This is a genomic window from Amycolatopsis plumensis (assembly GCF_042652605.1).
GTDB lineage: Bacteria > Actinomycetota > Actinomycetes > Mycobacteriales > Pseudonocardiaceae > Amycolatopsis > Amycolatopsis plumensis.
The window spans coordinates 5,122,595-5,143,646 of record NZ_JBHSJY010000001.1 but is presented as its reverse complement, the minus strand read 5'-3'; the positions used below and the strand labels follow the sequence as shown (position 1 = coordinate 5,143,646).

General features: G+C 71.1%; 23 protein-coding genes. 6 read left to right on the top strand and 17 right to left on the bottom strand.

The genetic code is table 11. The features are described from left to right. The first annotated feature begins 36 nt into the window (after window positions 1-36). On the top strand, window positions 37-552 hold the full coding sequence (locus ACFPLC_RS24915) for a hypothetical protein (RefSeq protein WP_378193729.1): 516 nt from the start codon (window positions 37-39) through the stop codon (window positions 550-552). Beyond that, window positions 549-1,628, top strand: coding sequence for an MAB_1171c family putative transporter (locus tag ACFPLC_RS24910; protein WP_378193488.1), 1,080 nt, complete (start codon window positions 549-551; stop codon window positions 1,626-1,628). The genes ACFPLC_RS24915 and ACFPLC_RS24910 overlap by 4 nt, the downstream gene beginning before the upstream one ends. A 4-nt stretch (window positions 1,629-1,632) precedes the next feature. Here the strand turns inward: ACFPLC_RS24910 and ACFPLC_RS24905 are convergent, their stop codons facing one another. The 4 genes from ACFPLC_RS24905 to rlmN form a co-directional block, all read right to left on the bottom strand. Next, the gene (locus ACFPLC_RS24905) at window positions 1,633-1,953 is read right to left on the bottom strand and encodes a hypothetical protein (RefSeq protein WP_378193491.1); all 321 of its coding nucleotides are present in this window, start codon (window positions 1,951-1,953) and stop codon (window positions 1,633-1,635) included. A gap of 93 nt (window positions 1,954-2,046) precedes the next feature. Next, complete coding sequence (locus ACFPLC_RS24900; protein ID WP_378193494.1) at window positions 2,047-2,526, bottom strand: hypothetical protein; 480 nt, start codon at window positions 2,524-2,526, stop codon at window positions 2,047-2,049. Between the two features lie 8 nt (window positions 2,527-2,534). Beyond that, entirely contained in the window at window positions 2,535-2,801 is a 267-nt protein-coding gene (locus ACFPLC_RS24895) for a hypothetical protein (protein ID WP_378193497.1), read from the bottom strand. Window positions 2,802-2,833: 32 nt separating this feature from the next. Continuing rightward, entirely contained in the window at window positions 2,834-3,940 is a 1,107-nt protein-coding gene (rlmN, locus tag ACFPLC_RS24890; protein ID WP_191310227.1) for a dual-specificity RNA methyltransferase RlmN, read from the bottom strand. Between the two features lie 147 nt (window positions 3,941-4,087). Between rlmN and ACFPLC_RS24885 the strand changes: the two genes are divergently transcribed. Then, window positions 4,088-4,660 carry a hypothetical protein gene (locus tag ACFPLC_RS24885; RefSeq protein WP_378193500.1) on the top strand — a complete coding sequence of 191 codons (573 nt, stop codon included), beginning with the start codon at window positions 4,088-4,090 and terminating at the stop codon, window positions 4,658-4,660. On the opposite strand, the gene ACFPLC_RS24880 is transcribed toward ACFPLC_RS24885, so the two are convergent. Further along, window positions 4,653-6,947 (bottom strand): transketolase-like TK C-terminal-containing protein, encoded by a 2,295-nt coding sequence (locus ACFPLC_RS24880; RefSeq protein WP_378193503.1) that lies wholly within the window; start codon window positions 6,945-6,947, stop codon window positions 4,653-4,655. The two genes, ACFPLC_RS24885 and ACFPLC_RS24880, sit on opposite strands and share 8 nt — an antisense overlap. Before the next feature lie 107 nt (window positions 6,948-7,054). Further along, window positions 7,055-7,540, bottom strand: a complete 486-nt coding sequence (locus ACFPLC_RS24875; protein WP_378193506.1) for an Lrp/AsnC family transcriptional regulator — start codon at window positions 7,538-7,540, stop codon at window positions 7,055-7,057. Window positions 7,541-7,644: 104 nt separating this feature from the next. Here ACFPLC_RS24875 and ACFPLC_RS24870 point away from each other — a divergent pair, with 104 nt between their 5' ends. Next, complete coding sequence (locus ACFPLC_RS24870) at window positions 7,645-8,262, top strand: PadR family transcriptional regulator (protein ID WP_378193509.1); 618 nt, start codon at window positions 7,645-7,647, stop codon at window positions 8,260-8,262. Here ACFPLC_RS24870 and ACFPLC_RS24865 read toward each other — a convergent pair. Further along, entirely contained in the window at window positions 8,205-9,011 is an 807-nt protein-coding gene (locus tag ACFPLC_RS24865) for a class I SAM-dependent methyltransferase (protein WP_378193732.1), read from the bottom strand. The two genes, ACFPLC_RS24870 and ACFPLC_RS24865, sit on opposite strands and share 58 nt — an antisense overlap. Window positions 9,012-9,125: 114 nt before the next feature. Between ACFPLC_RS24865 and ACFPLC_RS24860 the strand changes: the two genes are divergently transcribed. Continuing rightward, window positions 9,126-9,971: a VOC family protein gene (locus ACFPLC_RS24860; RefSeq protein WP_378193512.1), complete on the top strand. Its 846-nt coding sequence runs from the start codon at window positions 9,126-9,128 to the stop codon at window positions 9,969-9,971. Here the strand turns inward: ACFPLC_RS24860 and ACFPLC_RS24855 are convergent. From ACFPLC_RS24855 to rpsB, 5 genes are all read right to left on the bottom strand, one after another. Then, the gene (locus tag ACFPLC_RS24855) at window positions 9,968-11,113 is read right to left on the bottom strand and encodes a phosphatidate cytidylyltransferase (RefSeq protein ID WP_378193515.1); all 1,146 of its coding nucleotides are present in this window, start codon (window positions 11,111-11,113) and stop codon (window positions 9,968-9,970) included. The genes ACFPLC_RS24860 and ACFPLC_RS24855 overlap by 4 nt on opposite strands. Further along, on the bottom strand, window positions 11,113-11,670 hold the full coding sequence (frr, locus tag ACFPLC_RS24850; protein WP_191310243.1) for a ribosome recycling factor: 558 nt from the start codon (window positions 11,668-11,670) through the stop codon (window positions 11,113-11,115). Before frr ends, ACFPLC_RS24855 begins: the two co-directional genes overlap by 1 nt. A 48-nt stretch (window positions 11,671-11,718) precedes the next feature. Next, a complete protein-coding gene (pyrH, locus tag ACFPLC_RS24845; protein WP_013223864.1) occupies window positions 11,719-12,462 on the bottom strand; it encodes a UMP kinase in 744 nt (247 codons plus the stop codon). 115 nt (window positions 12,463-12,577) lie between these two features. After that, a complete protein-coding gene (gene tsf, locus ACFPLC_RS24840) occupies window positions 12,578-13,393 on the bottom strand; it encodes a translation elongation factor Ts (protein ID WP_191310245.1) in 816 nt (271 codons plus the stop codon). Between the two features lie 90 nt (window positions 13,394-13,483). Then, the gene (gene rpsB, locus ACFPLC_RS24835) at window positions 13,484-14,344 is read right to left on the bottom strand and encodes a 30S ribosomal protein S2 (RefSeq protein WP_378193521.1); all 861 of its coding nucleotides are present in this window, start codon (window positions 14,342-14,344) and stop codon (window positions 13,484-13,486) included. Between the two features lie 732 nt (window positions 14,345-15,076). Between rpsB and ACFPLC_RS24830 the strand changes: the two genes are divergently transcribed. Next, the gene (locus ACFPLC_RS24830) at window positions 15,077-15,568 is read left to right on the top strand and encodes a M23 family metallopeptidase (protein ID WP_378235933.1); all 492 of its coding nucleotides are present in this window, start codon (window positions 15,077-15,079) and stop codon (window positions 15,566-15,568) included. Here ACFPLC_RS24830 and ACFPLC_RS24825 read toward each other — a convergent pair whose 3' ends face one another. The 5 genes from ACFPLC_RS24825 to ACFPLC_RS24805 form a co-directional block, all read right to left on the bottom strand. Beyond that, the gene (locus ACFPLC_RS24825; RefSeq protein WP_191310251.1) at window positions 15,569-16,417 is read right to left on the bottom strand and encodes a FliA/WhiG family RNA polymerase sigma factor; all 849 of its coding nucleotides are present in this window, start codon (window positions 16,415-16,417) and stop codon (window positions 15,569-15,571) included. Between the two features lie 109 nt (window positions 16,418-16,526). Beyond that, entirely contained in the window at window positions 16,527-17,507 is a 981-nt protein-coding gene (locus tag ACFPLC_RS24820; protein WP_378193526.1) for a tyrosine recombinase XerC, read from the bottom strand. A 103-nt stretch (window positions 17,508-17,610) separates the two neighbouring features. After that, a complete protein-coding gene (gene dprA / locus ACFPLC_RS24815; RefSeq protein ID WP_378193529.1) occupies window positions 17,611-18,753 on the bottom strand; it encodes a DNA-processing protein DprA in 1,143 nt (380 codons plus the stop codon). Window positions 18,754-19,132: 379 nt separating this feature from the next. Next, entirely contained in the window at window positions 19,133-20,644 is a 1,512-nt protein-coding gene (locus ACFPLC_RS24810) for a YifB family Mg chelatase-like AAA ATPase (protein ID WP_378193533.1), read from the bottom strand. Then, window positions 20,644-21,021 (bottom strand): YraN family protein, encoded by a 378-nt coding sequence (locus ACFPLC_RS24805; RefSeq protein ID WP_378193735.1) that lies wholly within the window; start codon window positions 21,019-21,021, stop codon window positions 20,644-20,646. Before ACFPLC_RS24805 ends, ACFPLC_RS24810 begins: the two co-directional genes overlap by 1 nt. Between the last annotated feature and the right edge of the window lie 31 nt (window positions 21,022-21,052).

Here is a 21,052-nt window from a genome sequence, read left to right as displayed (position 1 = left end):
GTGGTCGTCCGACGGACATCGATGGCAAGGCGGCTGGTGAAGGAACGCGAGTTGCGGCGCCGCTGCAGGCGGCTGCTGAACGAACTGGGCATCCGGCCACCCCTCGACGTCCTCGAGCTGTGCCGCAGCGTCGGCGACCAGCGCGGCCGCCCGATCCGGCTGATCCCGCACCGGATCCCGGTGCCGGGGCCGTTCGGCGCCTGGATCGCCACCGCGCAGGCCGACTACATCGTCTACCAGCAGGACACGAGCAAGGCCCACCAGCGCCACATCATCCTGCACGAACTGGGCCACATGCTGGCCGGGCACGGCGCCACCGCGGACAACCCCGACCTGGTGGACCGGCTGGTGCCCGGCCTGGAACCGGAGGCGGTCCGGCGCGCCCTGCTGCGCACCTCCTACGACACCGACCACGAACGGGAGGCCGAGACGGTGGCGACGATCATCCTGGAGTGGGCGTCGGTCCTCGACCGGGTCGCCCCGCCGTCGTCCGACGAGGGTGCCGCGCGGCGGATCGACGCCGCGCTGGACGAACGGCTGGGCTGGCTGTGAACAGCAAGATCACGCTCATCGTGGTCCAGGGAGTGATCCTGTTCCCCGCGCTGCTGTGGAAGAGCTACCAGCTCTCCCGCGCCCCGCGCGACGTGGCGCGCTGGATGGTCACCGCCTGCCTGGCCTGCTTCGCGGCCGCCTACCCGCTGGGCCTGCTGGCGGGCGACGTCAACCAGCCGTACCCCGGGCGGATCGTGCCGCTGCTGTTCCAGCACATCTTCCTCTGCGGGCTGGTCTTCTCCCTGGCGTGCTTCTTCCTGTTCTCGGCCCTGCCTGCCGACCGGGCCCGACGGCGGGCCCGGCTCGAAGCGGTCCCGCTGGGCGCGGCGATCCTGGTGATGGCGGCCGTCACGGTGCTCATGCCGGACGTCCCGCCGGCGCAGTACCCCCGCACCGGGGTCTCGGTGTTCTACCTCGCGGCCGACCTGTACCTCACCTACGGCATCGCGAGTGCCTGCTTCTTCGCACGTCGCTACGCGCGCGGGGCGGCGCCCCGGCTGGCCCGCGGGCTGACGGTGGCGTCGCTGGGGTTCGCGTTCGGCGCGGTGGGCGGGGCGACCCTGATCGCGGTGGTGCTGGTGCACTGGGCGGGCGCGGCGATCCCCTCGCTGCTGGTGCAGGCGACGGTGTTCCTGGTGTTCCCGAGCGCGATCCTGCTCGTGGTCGGCCTGTCCTACCCCGGCGTCGCCACCCGCCTGGCGGCGGCCCGCGTGTGGTGGCAGCACCTGCGCACGTACCACCGCCTCCGTCCACTGTGGACGACCCTGCACGAGGCCTTCCCGGAGGACGCGCTGAGCCGCACCCCGCCGGGCCGGTGGGACGCGCTGAGCTTGCTGGGCGTCCACCGCCGCTACTACCGGCGGGTGATCGAATGCCGCGACGGGCTGGTCCGGATCAGCCCGTACGTCGCCCGCCTGGACGGTCCCCTGCCGGATCGGCTGACGGAGGCGCTGCGCGCGCACGCCCGCCGCGAGCCGGTCCCGGAGGAGCCGATGCCGATCGCGGTCCCGGAGAACGGCAGCCTCGACGACGACGCCCGCGAACTGGTCGCGTTGTCCGAGTCCCTGGCGGGCTGACCGGTCAGCCGCAGGGCACGGAGAGCTGGACGCCGTTGGCGGTGTAGGTGTTGATCGCCGTCCCGTTGCACGGGTACCGCACCACGCCCTTGCCGCTCGCCACGACCTGCGCGGTCCCGTCGACCACCCGTGAAATCGAGACGGGCAACGGGATGATGGGCCCGAGCGGGAAGTAGGAGTACTGGTTGACCGCGGTCAGCGTGGTCCCGTTGAAAGTGAAGCTCTGGATCGGGCCACTGACGGCCTGCGCGGGAGCAACTCCGGCACCGCTCAGCGCAAGGACTCCGACGGCGATCACGGCGTACCGAGACATCCGATGCGTCATGGCTACCGTTCTAACACCGCGAACGGGCACTGTCTGCCACCATTTACGCACGTTCGGCGGCCGATCGGCGGCGTCCGGGTGGCGCAGCGCTGTTCATTCCAGCGGGACGAAGTCACCGCCCTGCCGTGCACCTGCCAGGTCGGCGTGCGTGGAAACGCTGGTCATGACGCGGCCCCGGATCACGCGGACATGGGAACCGTTCAGCGGGAAGACGAGCACGAATTTCGTCCCGTCGTTCCCGCGCAGCACGACGCCCTTCCTCAGGTCGTCGAGGAATTCGATGATGTCCCGTTCGATTTCCTCGGCGAATCCGCGCTGGTCGTCCCGCGAAATGTCGTAGAGGTCGGTGTCGATGTCGTAGGTGGCGCGCTTGCCGGTCACCGGGTCCCCCGCCTCGAACTCCAGGCCGAGCCAGCGCCGCGGCTCCACCGTCACGACGGCTTGCCAGGTCGATCCGCTCAGCCGCCACCGCGACAAGGCGTCGATCTCGTCGGTGACCACCACCGTCCAGGCGGTGGTCGCCCGTAATTCGCCGAGGAATTCGAGGAGCCGGTGCCCAGCTCCGGAGGTCACGGGCTAACTCAGCGGTCGAGCCACGGAGCGAGCAGCTTCTCCAGATCGGCGTCCGAAAGAGCCCGCGGCCCACCATGAAACTCATGCCACCGGGCAGCATCACAAGCCGCGGTGTACTCGACCTCGAACGCGCGCATCAGGACATACATGAACGTCACCGAGCTGAACCGCTCACCCAGCAACGTCCGCGCCTCCCGGGCGACCTGCGTCGCGCCGGTGAAGTCGGACAGCTTCAACGATTCCGCAGCCGGGTCCAGCAGGCTGGGCGCATACATCACGACGATTTCTCCATAACCGAAACGAAAACTCAGCCTTCGGCAGCCAGCTGCCCACAGGCGGCGGCGATCTCCTGGCCGCGGGTGTCCCGCACCGTGCACGCTACTCCGCCGGCGTTCACGAGCCGCACGAACTCCCGCTCCACCGGCTTCGGCGACGCATCCCACTTCGAACCCGGCGTCGGGTTCAGCGGAATCACGTTCACGTGCACCAGCTGACCCAAGTGCTTACGCAGCCGCTTGGCCAGCAACTCCGCCCGCCACGGCTGGTCGTTGATGTCCCGGATCAACGCGTACTCGATCGACACCCGCCGACCCGACGTGTCCGCGTAGTACCGGGCCGCCGAAAGAACTTCGTCCACCGACCACCGGTTGTTCACCGGCACCAGCGTGTCCCGCAGCTCGTCGTCCGGCGTGTGCAGCGACACCGCCAGCCGCACCTGCATCTTCTCGTCCGCCAGCTTCCGGATCGCCGGCGCCAAACCCACCGTCGACACCGTCACCGACCGCTGGCCGATCCCCAGACCACCCGGCGCGGGATCGGTGATCCGGCGCACCGCGGCCACCACGCGCTTGTAGTTGGCCAGCGGCTCGCCCATCCCCATGAAGACGATGTTCGACAGCCGGCCCGGGCCACCCGGCATCGTGCCGTCGCGCATGACCGCCGCCGCCGAACGGACCTGGTCGACGATCTCCGCCGTCGACAGGTTGCGGTCGAGGCCGCCCTGGCCGGTCGCGCAGAACGGGCACGCCATGCCGCAGCCCGCCTGGCTCGAGATGCATAGCGTCGCGCGGTCCGGGTAGCGCATCAGGACGCTCTCCAGGAGCGTGCCGTCGTGGGCGCGCCACAGCGTCTTGCGCGTCGCGCCGTCGTCCGCCGCCAGGGCGCGGACCTCGGTCAGCAGCGTCGGCATCAACGACTCGACCAGCCTGTCCCGCGAAGCCGCCGGGATGTCGGTCATCTCCGATGGGTCCACCGTCAGGCGGGAGAAGTAGTGGTTCGACAGCTGCTTCGCGCGAAACGGCTTCTCCCCCAGCTCGGCGACGGCGGCCGCGCGCTCGGACACCGAAAGGTCGGCGAGGTGGCGCGGCGGCAGGCCGCGCTTGGGCGCGTCGAAGACGAGGGGAAGGGCAGTCATAACCGGACCAGTGTCCCACGCGCCCACCCGGGCCGCCCGTGGCGCCCCCACCAGGTGTACGCCAGGTCACCAGCCCCGGTCGGTGCGGCCGTGTCACCCACAGGGATGATCCACCGTGAAGCGGCGTCCGACGAAAGAGGTGAGCGCGTGTCCTTCCGGCACCTTGTCCTGGTGGTCGCGATCGCCCTGGGCGTCGCCGGCTGCAGCACCCCGGCCCCGGCCCCGCCGCCCGCGCCGAGCGGGCCGCACGCCACCGTCGGGTCCCTGCGCCTGCCGTTGCCGCCGGGGGCCGCCTACACCGAGCACAGCCCGGACGGCCTGCTGGACGGCTGCATCTCCGAGGGCGCCGCGGTCTGCGAAGCGAGGGTCCTCGACCTGCGCAAGGCGGACCCGGAGGCGCCGATCAACCTGCCGAGCACGAAACGCCCCTTCGGCTGGTACACCGGCACGGACCTGCCGACGTGCATCACGCCCGCGTCCCCGCCTGGGAAGGCCGCGCCGGCCACCGGCAGCACCCTCGTCGACTCCGGCTTCGCGCCGATCGGGCCCAAGAAGGCCGAGTACGGCCGCTGGAAGGTCACCTGCGAGAACTCGGCGCAGAACAACCAGGTCCGGATGTGGTGGCTGCCGACGAGCCGGATCCTGATCGTCCAGTACGGGTCCTTCCCCGGCTGGGACGCCAAGATGGACAACCTGCTCGCCGGCGCCACCTTCAGCTGACGGCGTCGAGCGCGGCCCGGATGATCGCGTCCGTGTCGATGCCGTGGTACCGGTAGACGTCCTCCAGCGACCCCGACTGCCCGAAGCGGGTGACGCCGAGCGCGACCGAGGGCACCCGGTTGATCCCGGCCAGGAACGCCAGCGTGTGCGGATGGCCGTCGAGCACCGTGACCAGCGGCTTCGCCCGCGAGGCCGGGAAGACCTGGTCCAGGATCCACGTCTCGCCGCGACCCCGGCCGGACCGGGCCTGGAGCGCCTCGAACAGCAGGCCCGGGCTGGTCACGCACACGACGTCGGCCTCGACGCCGACCTGGGCGAGCCGCTCGGCCGCGGCCAGGGCGTCCGGCACCAGCGCGCCCATCGCCGCCAGCGTGACGGCGGGGGAAGCAGCGCGCCGCAGCAGGTACGCGCCCGCCACGACCTGGCGGCGACGGCGTTCGCGGGCGGCCGGGTCCGTCGGCACCGCGGCCAGGGTCTGGTCGACCGGACGGGTCGAGAGCCGGAAATACGACGCCGTCCCGCCCGGCTTGCCGAGCCGGCCGAGCGCGGCCAGCAGCGTCCACTCGGTGTCGATCGCGAACGCCGGTTCGTAGCTGACGCAGCCGGGCTGCTCGATCCCGATGGACGGCGTGGTGATCGACTGGTGCGCGCCGCCCTCCGGGGCGAGCGTGACGCCGGACGGCGTCCCGATCAGGATCGACTGCCCGCCCGCGTAGATGCCGAACGACCACGGCTCCAGCGCGCGCTCGACGAACGGGTCGTACATGACGCCGATGGGCAGCAGCGGCTCGCCCCACCGGCTCCAGGTCGCCCCCAGCTCGCCCAGCAGGCCGACCAGGTTCGTCTCGGCGATGCCCAGCTCGACGTGCTGGCCCGTCGGCTTCTCCCGCCAGTGCATGATCGTCTCGGGGTCGTCCTCGAACCAGTCGCGGCGCTCGGTGGCCGACCAGACGCCGACCTTGTTGACCCAGCCGCCGAGGTTGGTCGTCGAGCTGACGTCGGGGCTGACCGTCACCACGCGCTTCGCCGCTTCGGGCGCTTCGCGGGTCAGGTCGAGCAGCACGCGGCCGAGCGCCGCCTGCGTCGTCGCGGTCCCGGAGGGCGTACGCCCGATGTCGACGGGCAGGTGCAGCGAAGGCACCGAAGGAACGTCCGGACGGCGAAGGCGTGAAGCCACTTCGGCGCACAACGCAGCTTCAGGCGACCCGGGAGTGAAGCCTTCCCACGGCGAAGCGAGATCAGTGCCCAGCGAAGCGGCCAGCTCTTCCATCTGCGCCACGGTCAGCAGCGACGAGTGGTTCTGCGGGTGCCCCTGCGTCGGCAGGCCGCGGCCCTTGACCGTGTAGCAGAAGATCACCGTCGGCCGATCGTCGGCAATGGACGCGAAGACCTCGTCCAGCGAACCGAGGTCGTGGCCGCCGAGGTTGCGGATCGCGGCCAGCAGCGTCTCGTCGTCCAGCGACGCCACCAGCTCGGCGAGGGCGGCGTTTCCCGCGGGCAGCCGGTCGCGCACCTGGTCGGCGTCGCAGCGCAGCAGGCGCTGGTACTCCGGGTTCGGCATCCCGTCGATGCGGGCGCGCAGCTCGGCACCGCCGGGCCGGGTGAACAGCTCCTCCAGCAGCCGCCCGTACTTCAGCGTCAGGACCTGCCAGCCGGCCGCGTCGAACATGCCCTGCAGCCGCCCGGCCGCGATGTTCGGGACGACCCGGTCGAGCGACTGGCGGTTGAGGTCGACGATCCAGACGATCTCGCCCAGTTCCGCGACGGCCGGGTCGAGGATGGCCTCCCAGATCGCACCCTCGTCCAGCTCGGCGTCGCCGACCAGCGAGTACTGGCGGCCGGTGCCGGCGTCCGAGCCCCGGGTGGTCAGGTACCGGCGGGCCAGCGCGCCCCAGATCGGGGCGGTCGCGCCGATGCCGACCGAGCCGGTCGAGTAGTCGACGGGATCGGGGTCCTTGGCGCGGCTCGGGTAGCTCTGCAGACCGCCGAACTCGCGCAGGGTCGGCAGGTAGGCCTCGTCCAGCTCGCCGAGCAGGTAGTTGATCGCGTGGAGTACCGGGGACGCGTGCGGCTTCACCGAGATGCGGTCCTCGGGACGCAGGTGCCGGAACCACAGCGACGTCATGATCGACACCAGCGACGCGCAGGACGCCTGGTGGCCGCCGACCTTCAGCCCGGAGGGATTCGGCCGGACCCGGTTGGCCTGGTGCACGATCGCGGTGGCGAGCCAGAGGACCCGCTGCTCGATCGCGGTGAGCGCCGGGGCGGTCGCGGGGGCCTGGGTCATCGTCGACACCTTTCGTGCAGGAAGCGCGCACCAGGACAACACTGGTGGACGCATCGCACAACCGATGCCGTCGGAAGTGCGCAGAATGCGCATCGAACGCCGCGAGCTCAGGCCTCCGGCTGCGCAGAATGCACGCGCTCCAGCAGGGGCGCCAGCCGGTACGGGACGAGCTCGCGCATGACGAGCGAGATGTTCGTCCGCTCCACCCCGGGCGAGGCCAGGATGCGCCCGGCGATCCGGTACAGGTCGTCGGCGTCGACGGCGACCACCTGCACCATCAGGTCGCTCGCCCCGGTCAGCCCGCACACCTCGGTCACCTCGGGGATCGCGGCGAGGGCGGTGCCGACCTCGGCGAGGCGCCGCTGGTCGACCTGCGCGTTGACGAAGGCCCGCATCGGATAGCCCAGCCGCGCCGGATCGATGCGGCGTTCGAACGACCGGAGGACGCCGCGCTGCTCGAGCCGCGCGAGCCGGGCCTGCACCGTGTTGCGGGACAGGCCCAGCCGCTCGGCCAGCGCGACCGCCGTGGCCCGGGGGTCCTCCCCCAGCGCTTCCAGCAGGCGCGCGTCGATTTCGTCGATGGTTTCCGGCACCCGCCGATCTTCCCAGGTGACCGGCGTCACCGAAGACCGGTTGCCAGCCGACCGTTTCCGATATATCGTGAACGTGTCGCAACAGTTCGAGAAAGGAACATGACATGCGTAGGCAACGACACCCCTTCGCTCACGAACGTGGGCGCGCACCTTTCGGGCCCTTCGGCGGTTTCGGCGAGTTCCCCCCGGGCTTCGGCCCCGGTGGACGCGGTCGCGGCCACGGCCCGCACCGGCGGGGTCACGGCGGACGGCGCAGCCGCCGCGGTGACGTCCGCGCCGCGATCCTGGCGCTGCTCGCCGAGCAGCCCCGGCACGGCTACGAGATCATCCGCGAGATCGGCGAGCGCTCCGGCGGCTTCTGGCGGCCCAGCCCCGGCTCGGTCTACCCGACGCTGCAGCTGCTGGCCGACGAAGGCCTGGTGATCAGCAAGGACGAGCACGGCAAGAAGCTGTTCGAGCTCACCGACGCCGGCCGCACCGCCGCGGAGCAGCAGGACAGCACCCCGCCGTGGGAGCAGATCGCGCAGGACGTCGACCCGGTCGAGGTCGGGCTCGCGAAAGCGGGCAAGAACCTCGCCGCCGCCGTCGTGCAGATCATGCGCGCGGGCACCGAGAGCCAGCAGGCCCGCGCGGCCGAGGTCCTCAACGACGCCCGGCGCTCGCTCTACGGCATCCTCGGCGAGGACGAAGACGAGTCCTCCGCGCCGGAGACGGCGGAGTGACCAGGCAGGACGAGGCCGGTGGGCTTGACCCGCGTGTGGACGCGGTAGCCCACCGGCAGCGTCAGGTCGTGGCCGCGATTCCCGTTACGCTGCAAGGACTCCGTGATCGCCTGTTCGGCGACCGGCCGGCTGAACTCGATCTTCAGCACGGCTTCCAGGTCCGCGGCGGTCGCAAACCGCCATTCGGTGGCGACGCGGCGGCAGCCGAACCCGGCCCGGGCGAAGAACCGTTCCACCGCGCCCGGGTCGTAGTGCGGTAGGTCGGCGCGCATCCACCGTCCGTAGGGCTCGCTGGTCACGTCGAGGTCGACGATCAGGATCGCGCCGCCCGGCCGCAGCACCCGTTCCGCCTCCGCCAGCCCGGGCTCACACCCGGGCCCGAAGAAGTAGGCCGTGCGCGCGTGCACGACGTCGACGCTCGCGCTGCGGACCGGCAGCCGCTGGGCCCGGCCCATCCGGACGTCCACGTTCGACAGTCCCTCGACACGCTTCAGCGCGCTTCGCACCAACGGCTCGTGCGGCTCGACCCCGAGCACCGATCGCGCGTCCCGGGCGAAGCGCGGCAAGTGAAACCCGTCACCGCAGCCGACGTCGAGCACGTCCAGGCCGGTCCAGTCGTGCTCCTCGCGCAGCACACGCCAGATCTCGCCGCCGCTGTCCTGCGCGCGGTTCTCCAGCTCGTAATCGGCCTGGTAGTACCAGATGTTGGGGCTCGGCACGACCTCCGCGCGCCGGGACGACCACCGCACCCCCGCTGCTCCTTCCGGGTCCTCGTCGCCGGGCCGTGCTCGCACGGTGGCGAATTCTTGGCGGAAAACTCACGGATCACGCCTAGAATCCGGTGGGTATCGGGAGGAGCACCCATGGCCATCGACCCGTCCAGTACCCCGTCCCCGGTCCCGGCCGGAATTCCGTGCTGGATCGAGCTGGCCTGTCGCGAGCAGGCCGTGGCGGAACGATTCTACGGTGCCCTCTTCGGCTGGGAGTTCACCACTCAACGGGACCCGGCGACGTCCGACGGCCGCTACGCCATCGGCGCGCTCAACGGCCTCCCGGTCGGCGGGCTCTACCGCGCGGCCCAGGGCGCGCCGCTGGGGTGGATGCCGCACATCTCCGTGCCGCACACCGCGAGCGCGGCCGAGTGGGTGGAACACCTCGGCGGGCGGATCACCCTCGGGCCGGTGGCGATCCCGGACCGCGGCACGATCATGCACGCCGTCGACGCCTGCGGCGCGCCGGTGGTGTTCTGGGAGGTGCCGCCCAACTGGGAGTTCGTCACCGGGATCCCGAACACCTTCAGCGGCGCGGACCTCAACACCCACGACGGCGTCGCGGCGGATCACTTCTACACCAAGCTGTTCACCTACTCCAGCCACCAGATCGGCGACGGCGAGATGCTCGACTACGTCGAATGGCTCATCGAGCACGAGCCGGTGCTGTACCGGTACGTGATGGGCTCGGAGTACAGCCTGGACACCCCGCCGCACTGGCTCGTGTACTTCGACATCGACCCGGCCCGCGGGGTCGACGCGGTCGCGGGCGAGGCGCTCATGCACGGCGGCACCGTGGTGATCCAGCCCTACGACACCCCGTTCGGCCGGATGGCGATCCTCGCCGACCCCGAGGGCGCGGTGTTCGCGGTGATCGACCACTCCCGCGTCACCGAAGGCTGGGGCCGCGCGGAAGTCGACGACCCCTACGACGACTAGACCGGGACGAACGCCGAAAGCAGCAGCCAGGACACGACGGCCGAGGGCAGCAGCGAGTCGAGGCGGTCCATGATCCCGCCGTGCCCGGGCAGCAGCGTCCCCATGTCCTTGACGCCGAGGTCGCGCTTGATCAGCGATTCGACGAGGTCGCCCAGGGTCGCGGTCAGCACGATGGCGACACCGAAGATCACGCCCTGCCAGACGTGGCCGTCGAGCATCAGGCTGAGGGTCAGCGCCCCGGCCACGACGCCGCCGATCACCGAGCCCGCGAAGCCTTCCCAGGTCTTCTTCGGGCTGATGGTGGGCGCCATCGGGTGCTTGCCGCCGAGCACGCCGGCGATGTAGCCCCCGGTGTCCGAGGCGACGACGCCGATCAGGAAGGTGAGCACCCGGCCGACGCCGTCCTCCGGCGGCACGAGCATCGCCGCGAAGGCACCGAAGAGCGGCAGGTAGGCAGCGGCGAAGGTGGACGCGCTGATGTCGCGCAGGTAGCCCTTCGCGCCGCCGGGCAGCCGCCACAGCAGGCAGGCGAGCACGGTGAGGACGAACGCGGTGAGCGCGCCTTCCCGCCCGAACGGCCAGGCGAGCCAGATCATCGCCTGCCCGCCGACGAGCACCGGGATCATCGCGACCCGGATGTCGGCGACCCGGCGCAGCACCCCGGCGAATTCGAAGGTGCCGACCGCGATCGCGATCGCGATGATCCCGATGAACAGGTAGCGAACGGTGAGCAGGGAAACGATGATCGCGGCACCGAGCAGCAGGGCGACGCCGATGGCCGCGGGCAGGTTCCGCCCGGCCTTGGAGGCCTTCTTGACGGCCTCCGGCGGCGCCGGCGTGTCCGACGCACCAGATTCGGCGTCGTCGGCCGCCGCGCCGGTGGCCGACGACGCCGGAGCGCCGCCCGCCTCGCTTGTCCGCGAGACCACCGGCGTGTCCGCCGTGGCGGAGCCGGCGGCCGACAACCGGGCCGCTTCGCCGGTGCCCGAGGTCTCCGGCACGACCGGCGTCTCCGCCGCCCGGCCGGTTTCCGCGGTCGCCGAAACCCCGCCCTCGCCCGGTTCCGGCGTCCCGGGCGCAGCCGCCGGGTGTGCTCCGGTGGCGTCCACCCGGTCCTCGCGTTCCTCGCTCACCTGTGCCATCAGACCTCGAGCAGCTCGGCTTCCTTGTGCTTGACCAGCTCGTCGACCTTGTGCACGTAGGTGTCGGTCAGGTTCTGCAGTTCCTTCTCCGCGCGCGCCACGTCGTCCTCACCGGCTTCGCCGTCCTTGGCGATGCGGTCGAGCTCGTCCTTGGCCTTGCGGCGGATGCTGCGGATCGAGACCCGGGCGTCCTCGCCCTTGCCCTTGGCGACCTTCACCATCTCCTTGCGCCGCTCCTCGGTGAGCTGCGGGATGACGATGCGGATGACCTGGCCGTCGTTGCTCGGGTTGACCCCGAGGTCCGATTCCCGGATCGCCTTCTCGATCGCGCCGAGCTGCGACTGGTCGTAGGGCTTGATGAGCGCCATGCGGGCTTCCGGCACGTTCACGCTGGCCAGCTGGTTCAGCGGGGTCGGCGAGCCGTAGTACTCGACGACGATCCGCGAGAACATCGCCGACGAAGCCCGGCCGGTGCGAACCGACTGCAGCTCGTCCTTGGCGACGGACACCGCTTTTTCCATCTTCTCCTCGGCATCGAGGAGGGTCTCGTCGATCACGGTCACTCCCGTAGTTGTGATGGGTGGCGCTTGCTGATCCCAGCAGGTCTAGGCCGGCACCCCGGCAGTGGGGGTGCTGACCAACGTGCCGATTCTTTCACCACTCACCGCGCGGGCGATGTTCCCCTCGGTGAGCAGGTTGAACACGATGATCGGCATGTTGTTGTCCATGCAGAGGCTGAACGCCGTCGCGTCGGCGACCTTGAGGTCCCGCTCCAGCACCTCGCGGTGGGTGATCTCGCGGAACATCTCGGCGGTGGGGTCGGCCTTCGGGTCCGCGGTGTAGACGCCGTCGACGGCCTTCGCCATCAGCACGGCTTCGCAGCCCAGCTCGAGCGCCCGCTGCGCGGCCGCGGTGTCGGTGGAGAAGTACGGCATGCCGACTCCGGCGCCGAAGATCACGACGCGGCCCTTCTCCAGGTGCCGCTCGGCGCGGCGCGGGATGTAGGGCTCGGCGACCTGGCCCATCGTGATGGCGGTCTGCACGCGGGTGGGCAGGCCCTCCTTCTCGAGGAAGTCCTGCAGCGCCAGGCAGTTCATCACGGTGCCCAGCATCGCCATGTAGTCGGCGCGGTCGCGGTCCATGCCGCGCTGCGACAGCTCCGCGCCCCGGAAGTAGTTGCCGCCGCCGATCACGACCGCGACCTGGACACCGGTGCGGGCGACGTCGGCGATCTGCTGCGCGACCGAGTGGACGACGTCCGGATCGACACCGATCGAACCACCGCCGAACATCTCGCCGCCCAGTTTCAGCAGCACCCGCCGGTAGCCACCTTCGACCCGGTCACCCATCTATGTCGCCTCCTAGGCCTCTCGACCTGTTTTTGTCATATCCAGACCTGACAGTGCCCCGTCCCCGATTGGACGGAGACGGGGCACTGGGTGAAACCTACGCCCGGACCTGGCCTCAGGCCTGGCCGACCTCGAAGCGCGCGAACTTGGTCAGCGTCACGCCGGCCTCGTCGAGCAGGGCCTTGACGGTCTTCTTGTTGTCCTTGACCGACGGCTGCTCGAGCAGGACGTTGTCCTTGTAGTAGGCGTTGACCTTGCCCTCGATGATCTTCGGCATGGCCTGCTCCGGCTTGCCTTCCTCGCGGGCGGTCTGCTCGGCGATGCGGCGCTCGTTCTCGACGATCTCGGCCGGCACCTCGTCGCGGGTCAGGTACTTGGCGCGCAGCGCGGCGACCTGCATGGCGGCACCGCGGGCGGCCTCGGCGTCGTCACCGGTGAACTCGACGAGCACACCGACGGCCGGCGGCAGGTCGGAGCCGCGGCGGTGCAGGTAGGTCGCGGTCTGGCCCTCGAAGGCCACGACGCGGCGCAGCTCGAGCTTCTCGCCGATGCGGGCCGACAGCTCCTGGACGACCTCGTTGACGGTCTTGCCGTCGAGCTCGGCACCCTTGAGCGCCTCGACGTCGGAGGTCTTCAGGGTCTTCGCGACCTCGACGATCTTCGCGGCGAGCGCCTGGAAGTCGGCGTTCTTCGCGACGAAGTCGGTCTCGGAGTCGAGCTCGATGAGGACGCCGCCGTCGCCGGTGACCAGGCCCTCGGCGGTGGCGCGCTCGGCGCGCTTGCCGACGTCCTTGGCGCCCTTGATGCGGAGGAACTCGACGGCCTTGTCGAAGTCGCCGCCGTTCTCCTCGAGGGCCTTCTTGCAGTCCATCATGCCGGCGCCGGTCATCTCGCGCAGGCGCTTCACGTCAGCGGCGGTGTAGTTCGCCATTCTGGTAAATCCGTCCTTTGCAGGAAATCTGTGGGTTGCTACACCCGTGCGGCCGGGCCCCGGGGGCGCGGCCGCACGGGCGGTGGAGCATCAGGAGGAGGCGGTCGCCTGCTCGGTGGCGGCTTCGGTCGCGGCAGCGGCCTCGGTCGCGTCGGCGGCGGCGGTCTCGGAGCCGGCGAGCAGCTCCTTCTCCCACTCGGCCAGCGGCTCGTCGGAGGCGACGCCCGGCTCCGGCTTCGCGTCGGCGGACGCACCGTTGCGGCTGGAGCGCGCCATCAGACCGGCGGCCGCGGCCTCGGCGACGACCTTGGTCAGCAGCGCGGCCGAGCGGATCGCGTCGTCGTTGCCCGGGATCGGGTAGTCGACCTCGTCCGGGTCGCAGTTGGTGTCCAGGATCGCGACGACCGGGATGTTCAGCTTCCGAGCCTCGCCGACGGCGATGTGCTCCTTCTTCGTGTCGACGATCCACACCGCGCTCGGGACCTTCGACATGTCGCGGATGCCGCCGAGGGTCTTCTCGAGCTTGTCCTTCTCGCGGGTCAGCGTAAGGATCTCGCGCTTGGTGAGGCCGGCGAAGCCGCCGGTCTGCTCCTGCGACTCGAGCTCCTTCAGGCGGAGGAGGCGCTTGTGCACGGTCTGGAAGTTGGTCAGCATGCCGCCGAGCCAGCGCTGGTTGACGTAGGGCATGCCCACGCGCGCGGCCTCGTTGGCGATGGCTTCCTGAGCCTGCTTCTTGGTGCCGACGAACATGATGGTGCCGCCGTGCGCGACGGTTTCCTTGATGAACTCGTACGCACGGTCGATGTAGGTCAGCGTCTGCTGCAGGTCGATGATGTAGATGCCGTTGCGCTCGGTGAAGATGTAGCGCTTCATCTTCGGGTTCCACCGGCGGGTCTGGTGCCCGAAGTGCACGCCGCTGTCGAGCAGCTGCTTCATGGTGACGACGGCCATTGCCGGAATCACACCTCTTCTGTGTAGTGCGCGCTTCGCTTCCGCTGGCGCGCTGCTCGGTTTGTCGCTCGCGGCCGGGTGGCCGTTCGCCCTGGTGCCCGTGCCGGTGTCCGGACCTCGGAGTTGGTCGAAAACCTCCGAGGACCGCCGGACCCCGTGCGCTCCCCCGGCTGTGTCCAGAAGGGGGAACGCGCACGTGCACGCGAAGTCAGCCCGCTGAAACGGACTGCGCAGAAGATTCTACCCCCTCCCACCACCTCCTCCCCCACCGGCGGCCACTGGCCGACGCAGTTGTCCACATCGGCTCCGGTTATCCACAGATTCGGCGCGAGCTCCCCACGGCGGCCCGCGGTACCGCACGCTGGAGTCATGGAGTCGATCATGCGTGTCCGCCGGCGGGTACCGGCGTGGGTGTTGGGCGCGATGGCGCTGGTCATGGCGGTTTTCGGAGGGGAGTTCACGAGTGGAGACGTAGGCGTGCGAGCACCGGGCGCGGCGGGTTGGCGGGGTGAAGTGCAGGCATCGGCGGGGCTGGGGACAGGTGCGACCCGGACGGGCGAATTCCCGCGCCCACGGGCATCGCCCGGCTTGCGAACGGGCGGCCTGGCACCACCGCTTGGGCCACCAACGGGCGACCCCGCACCACCACCCGGGCCACCAGCGAGCGACCCGGCGCGACCGGAGCCAGGCTCGAGGCTCCCTGCGCCGGCCGTGCCGTGGGAGATGGCGCTCATGGCCGCCCCACCGTGGCCACCCTCAGTCGCGGGCGAAGCCGAGACCAGCCGTCTTCTCGCGCGGCAATCGCGGCTTTCCTGGCCGTTATCACCCGTTCCGGTGATCACCAAGTACTTCGACGCCCCCGAAACGCCGTTCGGCCCCGGCCACCGCGGAGTCGACCTGGCCGCCGTCCCCGGGCAGGACGTGCTGGCCGCCGATGCGGGTGTCGTCGTCTTCGCCGGTTCGGTGGGCGGGCGGCCCGTGCTCTCCGTCGACCACGACGGTGGGCTGCGGACCACCTACGAGCCAGTTGTCCCGAAAGTGGCCGTGGGCGAGCAGGTCTACCGAGGCCAGGTGCTCGGCACCGTCCTCGCCGGACATCCCGGCTGCACGGTGGCGGCCTGCCTGCACTGGGGCGTACGGCGGGGCGAGGAGTACGTCGATCCCCTCGCACTGACCGGCGAGGTCGGCGAATACCGGCTCAAGCCGTGGGGAGGTGGTCGGTGATCAGGCGCCGGTCTGCTCGACCAGCTTGGCGCGCAGCCGCATGACCGCCCGCGTGTGCAGCTGACTCACCCGCGACTCCGTGACGCCCAGGACCTTGCCGATCTCGGCGAGGGTCAGGCTTTCGAAGTAGTAGAGGCTGACCACGATCTTGTCCCGCTCGGTCAGCTGCGCGATCGCCTGGGCGAGCTGGCGGCGGTTGTCCTGGTCGACGAGCACCGCCACCGGGTCGACGGCGTCGTCGTCGGGCAGCGTGTCGACCAGCGAGCCGCTGTCCTTGCCCGCGGCCACCAGGTCCTCCAGCGCGACGACGCTGGTCAGCTGCAGCTGGCCGTAGAAGTCACGCAGGTCGTCGAGGCCGATGCCGAGTTCGGCGGCGAGTTCCGCGTCGGTCGGGGTGCGGTGCAGGCGAGCGCCGAGGCGCTCCATCGCGCGCTCGGCCTCCTTGGCCTTGCTGCGGACCGCGCGCGGCACCCAGTCCTGCGAACGGAGGTCGTCGAGGATCGCGCCGCGGATGCGCTGCATCGCGTACGTCTCGAAGCGCAGGCCGCGCTCGGGGTCGAACTTCTCGATCGCGTCGACGAGCCCGAAGATGCCCGACTGCACGAGGTCGCCCACGTCGATGTGAGTGGGCAGCCCGGTGCCGACCCGGCCGGCGACGTACTTGACGAGCGGGGCGTAGTGCAGCACGAGCCGATCACGCGACGCCTGGTCCGGGCTGTCGGCGAACTGCTGCCACAGAGCGGCGATCCCGGCGTCGACGTCGTAGCCGGCCCGGGCTTCCGCGGGCGCGGCAGCCTCACCGTGAGTGGTCACTCCGGCGGCTTCGGTCACGTGCGGGCCTGCGGTCATCGCACAGTCGTTCTCGGCATGCGGCTCAGTGTTGTCTCCGTGCTCGTGCGGATGCGCGTGCGCCGCCGGTCCTGCTGGTGACGACCCCGGCGAGCCTCCCCGGACCGCCTCAGGCCCTGGGGTGCGCTCGGTCATGGATCGCTTTCAACCGATCGACGGTCACATGAGTGTAGAGCTGCGTCGTGGCAAGCGTAGCGTGACCAAGCAGTTCCTGAACGCTCCTCAGATCGGCACCCCCTTCGAGCAGATGCGTCGCGGCGGAATGCCGCAGGCCGTGCGGCCCCATGTCGAGTGCTCCGGGCACGGCCGTGACGGCGTCGTGCACGACGCGCCGCACCGCGCGCGGATCGACGCGTTTGCCCCGGACACCCAGGAAAAGCGCGCGCTCGGCGCTCTCACCACCGCTTTCGGCGATGATCTTCGGCCGCCCCTCGTCGATCCAGTCCGTGAGCGCCCCCGCCGCCGGAACGCCGAACGGGACGACGCGTTCCTTGCCGCCCTTCCCCAGCACCGTCACGACACGACGGGAGAAGTCGGCCCCGCCGACGTCCAGCCCGCACAACTCGGACACGCGGATGCCGGTGGCGTAGAGCAGCTCGACGATCGCGCGATCACGCAGGGCGACCGGATCGCGTTGCGCCGCGCCGGCGGCCGACGCCTGCATGACCTCCCCCGCCTGCCCGGCGCGCAGCACCCCGGGCAGGGTCCGGTGCGCTCGCGGCGCCGCGAGCCGGCCACCGGGGTCCGTGGCCAGGACACCGGTGCGGTGTGCCCACGCGGTGAACGTCCGGGCCGACGCGGCCCGCCGGGCGAGCGTCGTCCGGCTCGCCCCGCCGGACTGCTGGGCGGCGAGCCACGCCCGCAGCCGAGCGAGGTCCAGCTCCGCGACCTCGCTTCCACCGTCCACGACGAAGCCCAGCAGCGACACCGCATCGCCGACGTACGCCCGGACGGTGTGCGCGGACAGCCCGCGTTCGAGCCTGAGGTGCCGTTCGTAGGCGGTGACGACGGCCCGCACGGGCTCGGGCAACGCGGCCCGGAGCGCGCGCAGGTCGGGACGGCGGGCCCGGCCGGAGCGTGGTGGCGGCATGGATGTCACGCTGCGCGAACAACCGCCTTCGGTCAAGGATCGCCACGCGGGCCCACCGGACCGGCCGAACGCCGTCGACGATTTCGCCCGGATTTCGTCGTGGTCACGCGCTTTCCTTCCGTCGTCGCCAGCCGGACTCCCCGCGGACGGCGAATCCGTCGATTTCCAGTGCGGGCAGCAGCGCCCGCACCCGCCGCAACGGAAGGCCGGATTCGGCCGCGACCTCGATGTCGGACCGGTCGGCGCGCACGGCCAGTGCTTCGAAGGCGCGCAACGCGTCGGGCCCTAGCCGGTCGGTACGCCGTTTCGGCCGGTCCGACGCGGTGTCCTCGGCGACGCCGAACAGTCCGACGGTCTCGAGGACTTCGTCGACGGTCGAGACCAGCGTCGCTTTGGCGTCGCGGATCAGGTCGTGACAACCGATGGACATCCCCGACGACACCGGCCCGGGCAGGGCCATCACCACCTTGCCGAAGGCACCGGCGGTGCCGGCGGTGTTGCGAGCGCCGCTGCGCCGTCCCGCCTCGACCACCAGGGTGCCCTCGGTGAGGGCGGCGATGAGCCGGTTGCGGACGAGGAAGCGGTGCCGCGCCGGCGTGGTGCCGGGCGGGTACTCGCTGACGACGGCGCCGCCGGAGCGGACGATCCGGTTCAGCAGCCCGACGTGCCCCGCCGGATAGCCGCCATCGACACCGCATCCCAACACCGCGACGGTGACGCCCTCCGCGGCGAGCGCGCCCCGGTGCGCCGCGCCGTCGATGCCGTAGGCGGCACCCGAGAAAACGGGCACACCCCGGCCGGCCAGCCCGTAGGCGAACTCGGCGGCGTGGTGTTCGCCGTAATCGGTCGCGGCACGGGCACCGACGATGGCCACAGCCCGATCGGCAGCGGTGCCGAGCGCAACATCACCGGCAACCCACAACGCCAAAGGCTGCACGGCTTCGGCGACGCCATGCCCCGCCGCGAGGTCAATCGCGTGCAGCGGCCAGGCCGGCCACTCGGCGTCCTCAGGCACGACCAGACGAGCGCCGACCGCGGCGGCCCGGCTGAAGTCCTGGCTGACGAGGTCGTAGTCCCGTCGCGCCTCGGTCGCCTTGAGCACCTCGTCCGGGCAGTCACCCCGCCGAACCCGCGCGGCGGCCTCGATCGGCTTATGTTTGTCAACGAAGGCGACGAGGGCCGGCGCCGGTGGTTCGGCCACCCGCAGCAGGTACGCGCGAGCCCGCCGCAATTCATCCGAACTCATGCCGCCACCCGCTCTCCGACGGCCGACATCGGCGCCGGTCTGCAGGCGCCGAAGGACACGACACCAGCCGACGCTGGTGGCTTTACCGCCCGATCTTGGAGAGACCACAACCCCTGCTCGGGATCGAAGGCAACCGCAGCAGTTGCAGGCGGGGGAGCCACCCGCAGCGGGAGACTCCGCGCTCGCTCCAACTCATCCCCAGCGGTGCACTCGGCGGCGAAAGCAATCGCGGCCGCTGCCGGTGACTCGGCCACCCGCAACGGGAAAGCCGGCGTCCGCTCGAATTCGACCGCAACCAGCCGCTCAGTGACGGCGGCAGGCGTCGGTGGGTCGGCGACGTGCGGCAGGGAGACTCCGGGCCGCCGCGAGGTGGGGGTGCTCATGCCGCCACTCGCTCTCGGAAGGCCAGGGCCGAGCTGACTTGGTCGGCGCTCGGGCGGGGCTCGCCGTCCAGGTCGGCCAGGGTCCAGGCGATGCGCAAGCAGCGGTCGGCGCCGCGGCCGCTCAGGGCGCCTCGGTCCATTGCGCGGTCCAGCACGACCGTTGCGTCGGCGGGCAGGGCGAACTGGCGGCGGAGGGCCGGCCCGGGCACCTCCGAGTTGGACAGCCAGCCGTGCTCGCGCCAACGGTGGGCTGCTCGTTCGCGAGCTGTGAAAACTCGCTGGCGCACCGTCTCCGATGACTCCGCCGCGCCGGTGTCGTGCGCGGTGATCGCACTCAACGGGTTCAGCCGGACCCTCAGGTCGACGCGGTCGAGCAGCGGTCCCGAGAGCTTCGCGAGGTAGCGGCGGCGGGCGCTCGGCGAACACACGCAGTCCGCATCCTTCGGCGGCGCGCACGCGCACGGGTTGGTCGCGAGGACCAGCTGGAACCGCGCGGGGTAGGTGATCGATCCCTTGACCCGGGAAATGCGCACTTCGCCCTCTTCGAGGACCGTCCGGAGCGACTCGAGGCACTGGCTGCCGAACTCGCAGACCTCGTCGAGGAACAACACGCCGCGGTGGGCCCGGCTGATCGCGCCCGGCGCGGCGAGTCCGCTGCCGCCGCCGATCAGCGCCGGTACGGAGATCGAATAGTGCGGGGCGACGAACGGCGGGATCGTGACCAGTGGCGAGGACTTCGACAGCGAACCGTCGACCGAGTGGACCGCGGTGACCTCCAGGGACTCCTCCGGCGTCAGCTGCGGGAGGAGTCCGGGCAGCCGCTTCGCCAGCATCGTCTTGCCCACCCCGGGCGGACCGGTGAGGAGCAGGTGGTGCCCGCCCGCCGCGGCGACCTCCAGAGCCCATCGCGCCTCCGGCTGGCCGACGACGTCCGCGAGGTCCGGCACGTCCGGCGGGGTCACCGGGCCGGGTGGCTCCGGGTGGGCCAGCTCGGCTTCGCGATTCAGCCACGCCACGAAGTCCCGCAGATGCGGGGCGCCCGCCACTTCGATGCCGTCCACGAGGGCGGCCTCGACGAGGGAGTCCGTCGGCACGACGGCTCGTCCGTACCCCGCAGCCCGGGCCGCCAGCAGGCCGGGGAGGATGCCGCGGACCGCGCGGATTCGGCCGTCCAAGGCGAGTTCACCGAGCAACACCGTGCCGAGCAGCCGGGTCGCCGGGACCGCCCCCGATGCCGCGAGCACCGCCGCCGCGATGCCGAGGTCGAAGGCGGAGCCCATCTTGGGCAGGTTCGCCGGGGACAGGCCGAGCGTGACCTTGCCGTCGGGCCACGGCTGCCCGGAATTGCGGACGGCGGACCGGACGCGGTCCTTGGCCTCGCGCAACCCGGCGTCGGGCAGGCCCACCAGGGTGATCCGGCTCAGGCCGCCACCGAGGTCGGCCTCGATCTCGATCACCCGGCCGTTGATGCCGAGGAGACCGGCCGACCATGCTTTGGCGATGGGCATCAGAACGCCGCCTCGATGTGCTGGAGCTGCGGCCGGGTGCCCGGCTCGGCGAGGATCGTGACGACGTCGTAGCGGACGGGACACCAGCCGAGGCGGAACTCGCGAAGCCAGCGCTGGGCGGCGCGGCGGACGCGACCGGCTTTCTCCTCGGTAACCGTCTCCGTCGGGAGGCCGAATTCGGTGCCGGAGCGGGTCTTCACCTCGCACACGATGATGCGGGTGCGGTCGGTGAAGACGAGGTCCAGTTCGCCTTCGCGGCAGCGCCAGTTGCGGGCCAGCAGGACAAGGCCGCGCTCGCGGAGGTAGCCGAGGGCGATGTCCTCGCCCCAGGCGCCCAGATCTCGGCGGTGTCTTGCGAGCTCGTCGGTGCCCGTCATCGTGTTCGCCCCCTCGTCGGTTCGCAGCCGT

Bases quoted from the DNA above. Each gene is read 5' to 3' on its own strand.
- ACFPLC_RS24860 (WP_378193512.1), top strand. From the start codon at position 9,126: ATGGCCATCGACCCGTCCAGTACCCCGTCCCCGGTCCCGGCCGGAATT.
- ACFPLC_RS24820 (WP_378193526.1), bottom strand. From the start codon at position 17,507: ATGCCGCCACCACGCTCCGGCCGGGCCCGCCGTCCCGACCTGCGCGCG.
- pyrH (WP_013223864.1), bottom strand. From the start codon at position 12,462: ATGGGTGACCGGGTCGAAGGTGGCTACCGGCGGGTGCTGCTGAAACTG.
- ACFPLC_RS24870 (WP_378193509.1), top strand. From the start codon at position 7,645: ATGCGTAGGCAACGACACCCCTTCGCTCACGAACGTGGGCGCGCACCT.
- ACFPLC_RS24855 (WP_378193515.1), bottom strand. From the start codon at position 11,113: ATGGCACAGGTGAGCGAGGAACGCGAGGACCGGGTGGACGCCACCGGA.
- rlmN (WP_191310227.1), bottom strand. From the start codon at position 3,940: ATGACTGCCCTTCCCCTCGTCTTCGACGCGCCCAAGCGCGGCCTGCCG.
- ACFPLC_RS24825 (WP_191310251.1), bottom strand. From the start codon at position 16,417: ATGACCGCAGGCCCGCACGTGACCGAAGCCGCCGGAGTGACCACTCAC.
- ACFPLC_RS24895 (WP_378193497.1), bottom strand. From the start codon at position 2,801: ATGTATGCGCCCAGCCTGCTGGACCCGGCTGCGGAATCGTTGAAGCTG.
- tsf (WP_191310245.1), bottom strand. From the start codon at position 13,393: ATGGCGAACTACACCGCCGCTGACGTGAAGCGCCTGCGCGAGATGACC.
- ACFPLC_RS24880 (WP_378193503.1), bottom strand. From the start codon at position 6,947: ATGACCCAGGCCCCCGCGACCGCCCCGGCGCTCACCGCGATCGAGCAG.
- ACFPLC_RS24830 (WP_378235933.1), top strand. From the start codon at position 15,077: ATGGCCGCCCCACCGTGGCCACCCTCAGTCGCGGGCGAAGCCGAGACC.
- ACFPLC_RS24810 (WP_378193533.1), bottom strand. From the start codon at position 20,644: ATGCCCATCGCCAAAGCATGGTCGGCCGGTCTCCTCGGCATCAACGGC.
- rpsB (WP_378193521.1), bottom strand. From the start codon at position 14,344: ATGGCCGTCGTCACCATGAAGCAGCTGCTCGACAGCGGCGTGCACTTC.
- dprA (WP_378193529.1), bottom strand. From the start codon at position 18,753: ATGAGTTCGGATGAATTGCGGCGGGCTCGCGCGTACCTGCTGCGGGTG.
- ACFPLC_RS24805 (WP_378193735.1), bottom strand. From the start codon at position 21,021: ATGACGGGCACCGACGAGCTCGCAAGACACCGCCGAGATCTGGGCGCC.
- ACFPLC_RS24905 (WP_378193491.1), bottom strand. From the start codon at position 1,953: ATGACGCATCGGATGTCTCGGTACGCCGTGATCGCCGTCGGAGTCCTT.